Annotated in this window: 11 protein-coding genes; all 11 read right to left on the reverse strand. The window is 41.0% G+C overall.

Features of this window, described 5'->3' with window-relative positions:
* Positions 1–10: 10 nt before the first annotated feature.
* The 11 genes from PSU72_RS06815 to PSU72_RS06865 all read right to left on the reverse strand — a co-directional run bounded on the left by PSU72_RS06815 (position 11) and on the right by PSU72_RS06865 (position 13,875).
* The gene (locus PSU72_RS06815; RefSeq protein ID WP_300431557.1) at positions 11–727 is read right to left on the reverse strand and encodes a C39 family peptidase; all 717 of its coding nucleotides are present in this window, start codon (positions 725–727) and stop codon (positions 11–13) included.
* 117 nt (positions 728–844) lie between these two features.
* On the reverse strand, positions 845–2,080 hold the full coding sequence (locus tag PSU72_RS06820) for a hypothetical protein (protein ID WP_300431558.1): 1,236 nt from the start codon (positions 2,078–2,080) through the stop codon (positions 845–847).
* Between the two features lie 37 nt (positions 2,081–2,117).
* Positions 2,118–2,747, reverse strand: coding sequence for a hypothetical protein (locus PSU72_RS06825; RefSeq protein ID WP_300431559.1), 630 nt, complete (start codon positions 2,745–2,747; stop codon positions 2,118–2,120).
* Between the two features lie 31 nt (positions 2,748–2,778).
* The gene (locus PSU72_RS06830; protein WP_300431560.1) at positions 2,779–3,312 is read right to left on the reverse strand and encodes a hypothetical protein; all 534 of its coding nucleotides are present in this window, start codon (positions 3,310–3,312) and stop codon (positions 2,779–2,781) included.
* Positions 3,313–3,319: 7 nt separating this feature from the next.
* Positions 3,320–3,673 carry a hypothetical protein gene (locus PSU72_RS06835; protein ID WP_300431561.1) on the reverse strand — a complete coding sequence of 118 codons (354 nt, stop codon included), beginning with the start codon at positions 3,671–3,673 and terminating at the stop codon, positions 3,320–3,322.
* A 431-nt stretch (positions 3,674–4,104) separates the two neighbouring features.
* Positions 4,105–5,481 carry a sigma-54 dependent transcriptional regulator gene (locus PSU72_RS06840; protein ID WP_300431562.1) on the reverse strand — a complete coding sequence of 459 codons (1,377 nt, stop codon included), beginning with the start codon at positions 5,479–5,481 and terminating at the stop codon, positions 4,105–4,107.
* A gap of 90 nt (positions 5,482–5,571) precedes the next feature.
* On the reverse strand, positions 5,572–7,062 hold the full coding sequence (locus PSU72_RS06845) for a bifunctional diguanylate cyclase/phosphodiesterase (protein ID WP_300431563.1): 1,491 nt from the start codon (positions 7,060–7,062) through the stop codon (positions 5,572–5,574).
* 100 nt (positions 7,063–7,162) lie between these two features.
* Entirely contained in the window at positions 7,163–7,387 is a 225-nt protein-coding gene (locus PSU72_RS06850) for a hypothetical protein (RefSeq protein WP_300431564.1), read from the reverse strand.
* A 181-nt stretch (positions 7,388–7,568) separates the two neighbouring features.
* Positions 7,569–9,398 (reverse strand): PAS domain S-box protein, encoded by a 1,830-nt coding sequence (locus PSU72_RS06855; protein ID WP_300431565.1) that lies wholly within the window; start codon positions 9,396–9,398, stop codon positions 7,569–7,571.
* Positions 9,391–12,312 carry a chemotaxis protein CheB gene (locus PSU72_RS06860; RefSeq protein ID WP_300431566.1) on the reverse strand — a complete coding sequence of 974 codons (2,922 nt, stop codon included), beginning with the start codon at positions 12,310–12,312 and terminating at the stop codon, positions 9,391–9,393. The genes PSU72_RS06855 and PSU72_RS06860 overlap by 8 nt, the downstream gene beginning before the upstream one ends.
* A 285-nt stretch (positions 12,313–12,597) precedes the next feature.
* Positions 12,598–13,875 carry a transporter gene (locus PSU72_RS06865; RefSeq protein WP_300431567.1) on the reverse strand — a complete coding sequence of 426 codons (1,278 nt, stop codon included), beginning with the start codon at positions 13,873–13,875 and terminating at the stop codon, positions 12,598–12,600.
* Between the last annotated feature and the right edge of the window lie 191 nt (positions 13,876–14,066).

Genomic DNA, 14,066 nt, shown 5'->3' on the forward strand with positions numbered 1-14,066 from the left:
TAAACTGCACTTAAAGTCCAAGCATATCTGAACGAACAAATCCGTAATCAAATAACTCTGCATCTGAAAGTGGGTGATAGTTATCTACCAAAGCGCGAGCCGATAATGCCTCTTTCGGTTTTAACAATATAGACTCTCGGTCAAATCCTTGCCCTACTACTGCAAAAACTATTCCGTTCCAATCTGCATCAAATTCTTTTCTTGTCATGATGCGATTGCCCAATGCCGGGTCCGCAATGTAAGCTTTGTCCTCAGTCGCTTTTTTAAGCACAACGAAGTGTTTGTAACCCTTGTAATTTAACAAGACTATTGTTGGGATGTGGATTTTTTCTAAGGTATCTGGATTAACGTTATAGCCACGCCCACGCATTCCGATGCTTTGTGTGTAATTCTTGATATCCAATAACGAAAAACCTTTTTGACGAACCAATTCAATGTCGCTGACTTTCATTAAGCCATCAATAACATCATTTTCAGTAATCGCCTGATTGTATGAATATTTCAATATGGTTGCTAATGCAGCAGCACCGCAACTAAAATCAGTTTTCTGTTGCACCATATCCACAAACTTTAAATCTCGCATACTAGCGATATTTTTGCGAATATTACCTCCGCCTGGAAGCGTTCCGCCAAACTGAATATCAGCAGCTACAACTGATGTGCATTCAAGTCCCGCAATCAAAGTTGCAGCAATTAAAATGTATTTGTTAATTTGATGGTGTTGCATGGCAACTCCCTGTTAGCAATCATAGTAATCAGTTAAGTCCCAGCCAAGTTTCTTTAGCTGGGACTCGAAAGATAGCCTTTTGAACTATCTATACATGATAGTTGTTACTATCATGGATTACTCACCACCAGAACCACCACCTGTACCAGTACCTGCTTGAGTTGCAGACATTGCTAAACCATTAAACTGTTGGTTATTAGTACCAGAAGCAATATTTACACCGATATTGCCAGAGGCATTTTGTAATGCATTGTCACCCAAAAATGAAGTGTTAGTTGTAGCAACATTCACAGCGACAACCACAGGAACCATTCCAGTTACAGTTCCAGATAATGATTGAACACCAGCCTCAACAAAACCTAAAGTACCATGCTCTGAACCACTATACGTACCTTTGTTACCAAAGGCTAATGCACCACCGTCATTATTCAAGTCGCTACCACCTTGAGTTTGTGTATCTAGATCGAAGTGACCAACGGCTACACCACCAGGATGCACTACATGATCACCAGGGCCTGTATTTTGTGGTGTTCCACTCCAAATATCAGGATAAACATTGCCGATTTGATCTGAAGTACCAGCTGATGTACCAGATGCGCTTCCATAATATCCACCCACACCACCACCGATATAGCCGCCAGTTGCATTTAATGCTAAGCTAACTTGGCGATACTCTGTAGTTTCAGTTTGAACTGGGCTATTGCTTGTGGTGTTATAACCATTTGACTGATTAGCTTGTACGGTTGCTGTCGCCATACGAGCAACAGCAACAGAGGCAGCTAAGTCATTTTTCTGTTGATTGCTATTACCAGCAGAAATGTTAACGCCGATATTGCCGCTTGCATTAGCCAATGCATTGCCACCAAGTGTCGCTGCATTAGTGTTTGCTAAGTTAGTAGTATGATTGCCACTTGCAGATTGATTAGCAAAAACTTCTGCATCTGATGAGCCAAATACGAAACTTGCGTCAGCTGCTGAAAGTGCTGCAGCATTAGCTTGTTGATTATTATCGCCAGAAGAAACGTTTACGCCGATGTTACCTTTTGCTGCATTAAGTGCGTTACCGTTTACTTTAGCATCATTGGTCACCAAATTATTATCTACTTGGTTATGTGTTGTTACCTGTGCGTCATTCACTACAGCCATTGAACTAGAGTCTATATAGATTTGACCAGTTACGTTCACACGACCTTTTTGCTCTACTTCTTGTTTAACACTAATATCTTTTTTGATGCTGACTGGGTCACGATCACGATCGCGACCATCATTGTTATTATCTGCAAAAGCTACAGGCGAGAGGAATAAAGCGGCCACTGCCAACGCAATTGGGGTATTTTTAAATTGTGATTTCATGATATTCTCCTGTTACGGTTGGTTTAAAGAACTAAAACTACGGTTTCGCACTCAGTTGCACCTGAAGTGCGAAGTTATTGGCCGTACTATTACCCGACCCTGCCGACTGATTAACCTGAACAAGTCCGCGTACACCGTCAAATGCAGTATCGTTGATTGATGCTGCTTGGTGACTCTTACTTGCACTGGGGTCAATCGGTGCTGCATTTGAAGTAGTGGCTGAGAGCACGCTCTCGGCTACCACTTCTTCAAAACCCATCGCGAACGCGGCACCATTAGCCTGTGCATTCCCCACCCCACTCGCTTGGTTTACTGAGATTAGGCCTGAACTGTTCGCAAAGGCACGCTCCCCAATAGACGCAATCGCGAGGTCTGGCAAAGTTGCTTGCCGCGGATCAACCACTTGAATGCCACTCACTAAGCCGATAGTAGGCCCTCCTTGCGCACCCAAAGCCACTGCGGCCGTATTCGCTTGGATATTTGAATCCCCTGCCACCAGGTTGACGGCAAAACGACCGCGCACATGGCTTAAAACATCGCTATCAATGACACTTTGCGTTACATATCCAGGAATGTCCGGTAAAGGATCCTGAGCGATGGCCAAGTCAGTATTAAGTAACACTGGCATAGCTACGAACGCTGAAATCAAATACACTGAATCTTTCATAAGAATCTCCTCGTAAGCCGTGTATATCTCTTTAATGCCCACTGCCGCTTAATATCGCACCAGTCATATTGGACAATGCACCTGAAACCCCAGAAGTTAAGCTATCGACACGTCCTACAGCCGCTCCAACTGCTCCTCCGACTGAGCCTGTTACCATTGCGCCGATAGACTGAGTTCCAACACCACCACTCAAGTTGTGACCAACTTCTTGAGGACTTGTTAAATTAGCTAAATTGGTTTGATTCACTAATGACGCAGACATCTGCGACGTATCGGTAGAAACAGTTGCAAAATCGGCATCACTTAACTCTACAGAATGAAGACCCGACTGCGATCCACTGACCACTTGTTTGACTTTGTCATCAGGAGAAACATCGATTGATGTTGCCCGACCTAACTCACCTTGTCGTACTGCCGGTCTTACAGGAACTTCACGCTGTAAAATAACAACTCCATCTCCTGCAATTACTGGTGCTGCATAAAGCCCTTCAATCGCGATGAATAGCGCTGCAGGTATTAGATTTTGTTTAAACATATCCGCATTCATCATATGCTCCTCTTTCACTAAGTCTTCATTTATGGTTAATCGTTAAATTAACTGCTTGGAAATTTTGTGCGCTGCTAGCCTCATGATTTGAAGGACGTCGATCTCCATTTCTTCCTTCATCCCAAAGGATGACTGCTAACTTCTCATTGTTTTCCTCAAAAGCACCTTTACCACTAATAATGGACAAATCTTCATCCATCACAACTGTTGAGCCGTTTCCAATTAATGCAAATGGCTCTAAATTAATCTCTGTGTCAGAAAGCGGGTCAGCAAGCACTGAAACAGAACAACACATACCAATCACACCTAACAAATGTATAACGAACCTCCGTCCGTTTGAGCCGTTAAAAACGGATAAGTGTTTAGTTAAGAAGTCCATATCGCCTTTCTCCTTACCTACCGACCCTAAGCTATAAACAATTTTTGTATTCTTGCAATGATATTAGCAACGAGTGTGCCAACCGACGTAACCTATTGTTTTAATTTGTTTTATTTTAAAATTTCATTTATATAGATAGTCAAACATTCTCATTTCCAATACATTGAAATTTATCTACTTAACGTATGCTATTGAAATATAAGGAAAAAATCAGATGCATAAATGTTTCATTTTTGAGACATGTTTATCAGAACGTTTGCAGCCAAGATGGCAGGTTTAGTGATCTGTTGAAAATGCAAGAGTATTGCAATAAAAAGAATGTTCGGGATCTGTGTCAACGCAATATTGACTGTGCATTGACATTGATAGGGTAGTTTTGAAAAAGATAGAACTACTAAATGAATCTAAGGATTAAGGATAAACATTAAAACTTACAAACTTCTATCCAGCAATTCTGGCTTAAAATTCAAACCATACTTTTGAATGAGCCTGTATAAAGTGGCACGTGAAACTCCGAGATTTTGTGATATCTCAGATAAATTGCTTTTACTTGTTTGTAACTCATTTTGAATAGCCTCTTTTTCTGCAGCACATCTAACGCCTTCCAACGTGACTATCGCGCGAGATTTTTTACGCCGATTAATATCTAAATCTTCTGGACCAATTAAGCGTTTTTCACACATCACCATGGCGCGTCTTACATGGCTAATAAGCTCACGTACATTACCTGGCCAAGTGTAACGATTCATTAACTGCAGCGCAGCAGGAGAAAACCCCTTTACATTGCGACGTTTCTCATTTGAAAATTTCTCGAAGAAATATTTAGCTAATACTTCAACGTCTCCTTGCCTATCGCGCAGTGCTGGTGTTTTTATCTTAAGCACATTTAGCCGATAGTATAGATCTTCGCGGAAACGTCCTTCAGCAACTGCAGCTTCCAAATCCACATGTGTTGCAGCAATCACACGAACATTCACGCTTATCTTCGCTGTACTACCAACACGTTCAATTGTTTTTTCTTGCAAGAACCGTAAAAGATTGACTTGAAGTTCAAGAGGGAGATCGCCAATCTCGTCTAAAAAAATAGTGCCTCCAGCCGCCGCTTCTATTCGACCTATTTTGCATTGGCTAGCTCCAGTAAAAGCACCTTTCTCATGCCCAAACAATTCAGATTGAATTAACCCGTTTGGTAGTGCCCCACAATTGACAGCGACAAATGGTCTGTCTTTTCGGTTGGATCTTTCATGCAACGCAAGCGCAGCAAGCTCTTTTCCAGTACCACTTTCACCTGTGATTAAAACTGGAGCATCAACGCCAGCAACCTTGCGTATATTTCTAAATAACTCTAACATCTGAGGGCTCGCACCTACCATTTCGTCTTCTACAATATGGGGCATACCTCTAAGATCAACATCATCTAACCTCATTGCTGCCATACCATAAGCATGTCCAAGCGTAGTCAGTAATTTATCAGGTGCTGGTGGAAGTGTATGAAAGTCAAAAAAAGACTCACGAACTACTTGTTTTATATGACCACGATGAATGTCCTCCTTGGGGATAAGTGCAACCCACTCTAATGAATTTGCATTTCGGAAAAAATCCTCATCAGGAGCTGTCAAAGATTTTTTTGAGCCGTCAAATTGCGCAATGGCAACCTGAGGTGAGTACTTGTCTATGATGTTGGCTGCACTGTCCAAATTAGATGCCAACCTCACATCCCAGCCTGCAGCACCCATCTCATTCAATAATACTGAAGGCGTGTCAGATGAGTTTAAATAAAGCAAATCACGACTTTCTTTGTTGAACATTTTAATAACCTCTAGCTCATCCTACATAAAAGCTAAGCTCCCCCCTAGCGACTTTTGTAATTTTATTAAAAACTATTATATAAACTATTCTTAAGCAATCATGTTGAACTCCTTAAAGAAACTCACTCTGTTTCTACCATCTGTTTTAGCTGAATACATTGCCATGTCTGCCTTCTTTTGAATTTTCTCCATGGCCTCATCCTGACCACTAAAAAGGCTGACGCCTATGCTAGCAGTGGTATCACATTCAAACCCCGCTAATATAAAAGGCTGGTCAATCGCATGAAGAATCTTATTAGCTATCGTTTCAGCTAATAAACTTGCCTGATCATGGCTCTCATGTAAATTCACCAACATCACCATAAACTCATCTCCACCAATCCGCGCTACGGTGTCGCCTTCACGCACACTTAGCACCAAACGTTGAGATACCATCTTCAATATTAGGTCGCCTACGCCATGACCTAAGCTGTCATTTGAATATTTAAAGTGATCTAAATCAACAAATAAGAGTGCACTATATAGCCCTGTCCTTGCACTGGAAGTCATGACAAGATGCAACCGATCTTCAAACAGCCGTCTATTTGGCAGCTTTGTGAGCGGGTCATAGAACGCTAATAGATGCAATTCATCTTCAGCCAGCTTCCGAGCTGTAATGTCAGTGATGGTTGCAACATAATTCGTAATGACCCCTTCGCTTGATTTGACGGCAGTGATATTAAGCCATTGCGGATATATCTCACCATTTTTTCGCCGATCCCATATCTCACCTTGCCACTGCCCAATCATATCTAATTCCGACCACATAGCAGAATAGAACTCAGCTCCATGACGACCAGAACTGAGTATTTTGGGCGTTTTTCCAATTGCATCAGCTTCGGTATAACCAGTAATTTTAGTGAAAGCGTTATTCACTCTTAAGATGACATGTTTATCATCAGTTACCATCATCCCTTCCTGAGATTGAAATACAGTTGCTACAACTCGTAACTCTTGCTCAACTTGCTTTACTTCAGAAATATCTGTAATGACAACACTCATTTTTAAGGTATCAGTGTCAATTGAGTTGAGAGTATAAAGCGGTGAAATTTTATAATTTAATAAAAGACAATCTAATCTGGCATAAAATTGAGAGCCGTCACCCCTTATTAGCTTAACTTCACAACTTCTATTTCGACTATTGTGCATCACACCGTCAAAGAAGTTATTCCAACGACTTCTATCCTCAGGTGCGACAAAGTTTAAGAAGAAGTGCTTGAGTAGCTGCGTAAGATCTCGCCCTAATAAATCAGCACTCACCAAATTCGCTTCCTCAATGGTGCCGCTCTCAGTCAGGACTATGTAACTCACAGGGAAAGCCTCACAGAGACTGTCACACCTACTGAGTGACGCCTCTATCTTCTCCTGAGCCCGTTGAAGGGCTTCATTCTGTAACTCTAAATCAATTTGATGTTCAAGCAAATCCTGCAACAATTTATTGCTTGGTACACGGTACTTTTGCTCAGACCCTAGCTGCACCCGCCCATGTTGTGAATGTGCAAAGTCTTTTAATGTAAATATATTTGACTTATTATCCGTCATATTCATCATCTTCAATGAAGTGCATTAAGTCAGCACGAACAACGCTTATAGAAGATTGAGATATTAGAAATGATAGGCATAGCTAGATAATGCATCGCTCTTAGCCTCGCTTTGCAACACTCAAGAATGATGGCAAATTCAAGCGCTCGCAGAAATTTTCATCTGCCTCTAATGATTTAAATACATCATCACTAGTAAAAAAACCGCGCTGTTTAGCAGTACGATAAGCCGAGTTTGCAAACCTATGCTCACGCCAATTCGGCTGAGAGTCCGCATTACGTAAACTATCCTTGGCCTTACCTTTTGAATCAAGTGCATGTCTCATTTTAGTAACTCCTCAACAGACAACTTTAGCAATTAATTAATTTACATTAATTTACAATCGATACTATGTGAAGTGAAGTGTGTAAGCAATTGAATAAAAGGTGAAATAAAGTAGTAGAGAATGGTTATAAGATATAACCATTTTATAGGAAAGGTTAAGTCAATTAGCGATTAAAATTAGGCTAAGAACTCAATCCTTCTTTTGAAATGAGATAACTACGTAGATTTTCAGTGCGACTATCTAAGCCTAGTTTTTTGCGAATATTTTTTCTGTGGATACTAACCGTTTCAGGTGAAAGTGATAGCGTAGATGCTATAACTTTGGTAGAGAAGCCCTCTCTCACCATTGTCGCGACTTGAATTTCTTTAGGAGTTAGGCATTTATACGACGATGTAATGCTTGTTGGGCTGCCATAAGTTGAGATAAGTCTTTGTAAGTTAGCCTCAAGCGTATTGATTAAACGTAATTGCTTCGTATCTTTATTTCCACTTTTTAGTCTTTGTAGAAATGGCAACACTTCTTGCTTAAGCTCAATAGTGAGCAAATTTTTAGCATCTGAATTTTCAGACTGACGCATTTTAATCATTACTTTTAATGCGGTATTCATTTCATCAGACTCACCTTTAATAGATGTAAGCTCTTTAGCTATCTTTTCAACCTGCCTTTCAAGAACTTTACGGGCCTCTATTAATACTTTCTCAGCTTGTTTCTGCAAGGTAATATCTACTAGCGTTCCAACATAATTTTTGGAAAAGCCATCAAGATTTGTTACAGGAGTTATCGTCATTAAACCAGGAAATACCTCACCACTTTTACGCTTACTCCATATTTCTCCTTGCCAAAAACCATCACTAAGTATGGTTTCAAACATAGACTTGAAAAACTCATGGTCGTGTAGACCTGCGTTAAGAATAGATGCACGCTTTCCTATTAGCTCATCAACACTATAACCAGTCATCTTAGCAAAGGCATTATTGACTCGAATAATCGTCGAGTTGACATCCGTTACCATGATTCCCTCTTGTGCTTGAAATGCAATGGCGGCAATACGTAAATCCTGCTCTGCCTGCTTACGTTCGGTCATATCCTGACCTTGTGCAATGACGACTCGAACGTCTTTTCCATCTGAGTGGTACAGCGTTGCTGTATTCCATGAAATGATACGCAACTCACCTATTGCATTTTTAACTGTAAGCTCTAACGCTTCCCAACACTCTCCTAGAGTCGTGCGTTGAATCATATCTAAAACATATTCTGCACTCTCTTCACTAAACAACTGCTGAACTGGGCGTCCAATTAAATCTAAGGCTCTTAAACCAGTTAACTTAGTCACGGTCTGATTAGCCTTAACAATTCTGCAAGAAGAATCCCAAACTACAATTGGACCATTAGCATGCTCAATTAAACTATCCAAGTAGTCTTTCGTTGCACGTAGCGACTCTTCTAAACGTTTATTTTCGGTAATATTTGTCAGAGTAATACGTAAAGTTAAGGTCTTGCCATCGGCCAAAACTCTCATTGCATCTACGTGAACGTAACATAAACTTGAGTCGGCGCGCTTGATTTGCATATCAAAGCTTTGCCTCATATCGACAGTAACTAAGCTAGCAAGTCGCAAGTAAAACTGGTCACTGTTCTCAGGCGCCACAAATCGGGAAAATGGTAATGACAGTAATTTTTTCCGTTCAACGCCTAAAAGCTCTGCACCAACAAAGTTAACATCAGCAATCAAGCCTTTATCGGTTAAGGTGAAATATCCAATAGGTGCAAACTCAAAAAGATCTAGATAGCGATCTCGTGAAACTTCTAATGCGACTTGCGCTTGCCGTAACTCTTCATTTTGCATTTCCAGTTCAATTTGATGGACTTGAAGTTCATGCAGTATTACTTCGGCTGTAATGCCATCTGCTGGAGCCGCAATAGGATGTTGTTTCAGCTGTAGCTCAGCCTCAGGTCTATAGTCGTGAGCCTGGTATGGTTTCTTTTTGCCGTTTTCTGGAATGTCAGACATTCACGACCTCAATCGCCAACAAAATTAATTGGGCATGCCCCAATTTACTTGATATGCGTCTAGCATTAAGCAGCATCTTGCGGTGCCCAACAATTGGAAAATCATGTTCAACAATAAAGCTGTCAAATACATCATCATTCACTACTACGTTATCTAACAGTTTGCGTAACTCAGGGATATCCCACTGTTTATTACCTAATTCAAAAATTGAGTGATTGATAACTTCATCCGAATGCACTTTGAAAACACGATAAAACGAGTGACTAACTGAAACTACACTCAATGTGCTATCAAGAACAATTAATGGCTCACGCACTGTATTTACAACACTTTCAGCCAGTTCTAATGCTTCATGCATTGCAACTGACTCAAGCCGTGAAGTGATGTCAGTGAAAGTCAGCACCACGCCATCAATCACATTATCCAAACTTCGATACGGCTGAATGCGTGCAAGACACCAAGCACCATTGATATCGCGCATTTCACATTCAAATGAAATTAAAGTTTCTAACACATTTTGCGCGTGAGTTAACAAATCATCATTGATCAGATTTGTTTTAATATCACTAAAGTGACGTCCTACATCTGACTGCGCTAGTCGATATTCACGGGTAGCTTCACGTGTAAAACGACGAATATGCATATGACTATCAAGAAAAATAATGCCTACATTGATGTTATCCAACAGATTCTTCATATCGTTCTGCATGTCAGATAACTGTTCTATTTTTGATTGCAACTCCACATTCACCGTAATCAACTCCTCATTGACTGATTGCAGCTCTTCTTTTGATGTTTCGAGCTCTTCATTGGTGGATTGCATTTCTTCATTGGTAGATTGCATTTCCTCGTTACTGGAAAGCATCTCCTCAACTGCTACCTGCTGCGCCTCAATAATAAGCTGCAAAGTTTCCTTAGTATTGGCCAGCTCTTTCTCTAGCGCAATTATGCGAAGCTGAGCAGTAGTATCAGAGGTAAGTAAACGGGGCTTTTTCTTGTTTGGCTCTTCAGCAACATCCTGAAAACTAATCAGCAACACACCTTCAGTGATATCAGCACTTGCTTGCTTGCGCAGACTAAAACTCACTACAGTGAAGCTGCCGTTTGTTTTAACAGATAACTCTTTGTTTAGTGTTGGAAGACTGTCCGTTGCCGCCAGAAAAATAGCAGCTCTTAACTCTGCCTGTAGCCCCTCACGAGCCATTTCAATGACGTTCAATGTAGCCTGTCCTGGAGCTGGTCGCAGATATTTTCCTGTGTCACCGTGGACATATAAAATATTGCCCTGCATATCAGTCACCACCGAAGCTGGCGCATAAGTTTGAAGTAAAATGCGCTTCGCAAGCTCACTAACATTCAGCTCTCGAGGCTTCTTGCTTATTGTCTCAGGTGTTCTATTTACACCGCTTGACGCCCATGACAAGCCGCTATGCAACAACTTTTTAACAGAAACATCGGTATGAATGGCACGATATAACTTTAACTTACGACTTATTGGATCAAACAACTCTGCATGGTTACCTATACTCTCTGACGGAGAAACTATCAGCACTCCCCCAGATTTTAATGAATAATGGAACGCAGGAATAAGCCTGTTTTGCAAAACAGGCTCCAGATAAATCATCAAATTACGGCAACTTAGTAAATCCAACTTAGTAAACGGCGGGTCTTTAATCACGTTTTGAACGGCAAATACGACCATCTCACGAAGTTCTTTTTTTATTCGATATCCATTTTCTTCTTTGATAAAAAATCTGCGTAGTCTTTCTGGAGAAATATCCTGAGCGATATTCGGCAAATATAAGCCGGCGCGCGCTATGGCAATAGCCTCATCATCAAGATCTGTTGCATATATCTGCGTTTTAAACTCTTTATGAGCTTCTTCCATGATCTCACGCATCAATATGGCGATGGTATAAGCTTCCTCACCTGTTGCGCAGCCTGCGACCCAAACACGGAATACATAATCGTCAGGCTTACCCTCTAAAAGTTGAGGCAATACACTTCGTTTTAGCTCAATAAACACTTCTGGATCACGAAAAAAACTCGTCACATTAATCAGTAGCTCTTTAAACAACAATTGCAATTCTGCAGGATGTTCTTTTAGATATCGTGCATACATGTCTGCACGTTCAATATTGTGAATAGACATTCTCCGCTCAATACGACGTGTAATCGTCGTTTTTTTGTACTCTGAGAAATCATGTCCTAGAGCAGTACGCAGCATCATTAAAACATGACTAATACTGCTGCCCTCAACCTTGGTTTTGATGTCATCATGTGCAAAGAGTCTAGGTAAATCCCCCATCAGCACTTTAGGCATCTCTTCTACTGGCAGAATATGCGTTGCATAGCCTGCTTGAATTGCACTGCTAGGCATACCCGTAAATTTAGCTGTATCTGGCGATTGCACTAAAGATACCCCGCCAGCGCCAAGGATGGCTCGTAACCCTAATGTGCCATCAGTGCCATTTCCGGAGAGCACAATGCCGATTGCATTTTCCCCTACATCTTCAGCCAAGGATCGCATAAAAATATCGATTGGTAAGCGCTGGCTACGAGACTCACTCGGAACATTCACTTGCAACTTACCATGAAAAATTGCCATATCACGGTTTGGTGGAATTACATAGATATGATTTGGGATAACGTCCATTTGATCTTGAGCTTCAACCACGGACATATTGGTTGAACGTTGCAAAATTTGACTAAGAATACTGCTGTGAGTTGGATCAAGATGCTGAATTAAAACGAGAGCCATTCCACTGTCAATTGGCATATGTTTAAAGAACTGTTCGAATGCTTCGAGACCTCCAGCCGAGGCGCCTATGCAAACAACTGGAAAACTATTGTCATGCACAGCATTATCTGCTTTTTTAGCAACAGATTTCTTGGTTACCATACTAGTAGCCATTGTGCCGCCCCTTTAGAGTAATACTTTTTTATCATCAACTGGTGACATGAACTGTCCAGTAGTATTTTATTATATAAGCATAAATATCATGCCACGATGCTAATCATATCATGCTGTTACTGCCTTAGCAGAGTACTTGATTATGCTACCGCAATAACCATTTCAAATTGTCTAGCTTGAGTAAAAAAAACAACTATATTTTGAGGCATTTCAAAATATAGAGAGCTTATGCCGACCCTCTGAAACCCTCTTATCTCCTCGAAGGATGTGGTAACAAAGTATCAATTAAAAATTATAAGGAAACTTAACCCCGACAGTCACATCTGGCGCATCTGGCGTTACGCCCATACCTACGCTGGTTACCATAGAAAGCCTATCAGACATAGCGTAAGTCACGCCAAAGTTAAGTGAACCAGAACTTGAGTCACTTCCAACGATAGTCTGCCACGATTGACCTTTCTGTTTAATTCTAGACTTATCTGCGAAGCGATGCGCATATGACATACTCATACTCATACGGTCATTTAAAGCGAACGCTAAGCCACCACCTAGCTGATAAGAGTCACCTAAATCAACTTCACCTGCAATCTTATTAGTAGGTACACCACTAATATCATCAAAACCATGAGTAAAGTTGTGTGCATATCCAACGTTTGCAAACAAAATTGCTGGATCTATGGTCTTCACGAATGTAAATCCTGTAGAAAGTGTCCATACTCCGTTACCGGTTGGCAATTCATCAGGGGCGGATAGGTTCCCACCAGTCCCGGGTACAACCCTGAACTTAATTCCATATGGATCTTTACCAGTAGGCGCCTTGACTCGCACGTTCCAAACCACATCTGGACTTGAGGGTGTTTCTGGGAATAGTCGATAATATGCCCCCGCACTCACGTCACCTAAAGATGAGTTACTTACATCATGCTCAGCCAATACTGTGCTGGCATTATTCACACCACCAGACTCATAAGTTGAGGTCCGATATATGAATGGGGCGTTAAAGTCAAATTGCAAACGGTCCGTGATGCCATATCGTCCTGTCACATCAAATTGCACAACATCTGATTTGATATGGTCAAGATTGATGTTGCCAAGAAAAATAGAGTCCAGCGCCAAGAACCCTTCTAAGGTCAACTGACGACGATCTGAATGGCTGTAAGTAAGCCCAGTTTCTAGCGTAAATGTTTTATTGAACAATGCATTTTGCTCGCGATAAACAGCTTCTGCACTACGAGATGCTGGCGCCTCTTTGATTACAGGTTCACCGCTGCCTTGCGTAGATTGCTTTTCTTCATCTGAACTTTGCGTATTGTCATCAGCAACAACGGTCTTATTCACTGCATGCATCGGCCTTGCTTGAACTTGTTGAGGGTTTTCTAACTGTTGTAATCTTTTTGACAGTGCTTGCAAAGCTGCGCTTTGTGCTTCATATCTATTATTCAACTCGCCTAACTGCTGTTTAAGTTGCGCAACATCCTGCGTACCATCAGCCCAAACATTAGAGGTGAAGCAACCAGCTATCGCAAATGACATCAAACTCAAATTAAATAAATTATTTTTCATCAATCACCCTTACCAAAAATTAATCAAGTTAGAGATCTGTCTATACCATGTGCGATTAAAAAAATTCATAACTAACCATTACATTCGTTAAATGCAATGGGCACAAGCTATTCACAACCCTTGACTGCCACTTTATAAGTCTGGCTGACAAGGTGCAATGTATTATAAGGGGGGATTTATTAGGTAAATAA

It is taken from the genome of Methylotenera sp. (assembly GCF_029945535.1).
Lineage (GTDB): Bacteria > Pseudomonadota > Gammaproteobacteria > Burkholderiales > Methylophilaceae > Methylotenera.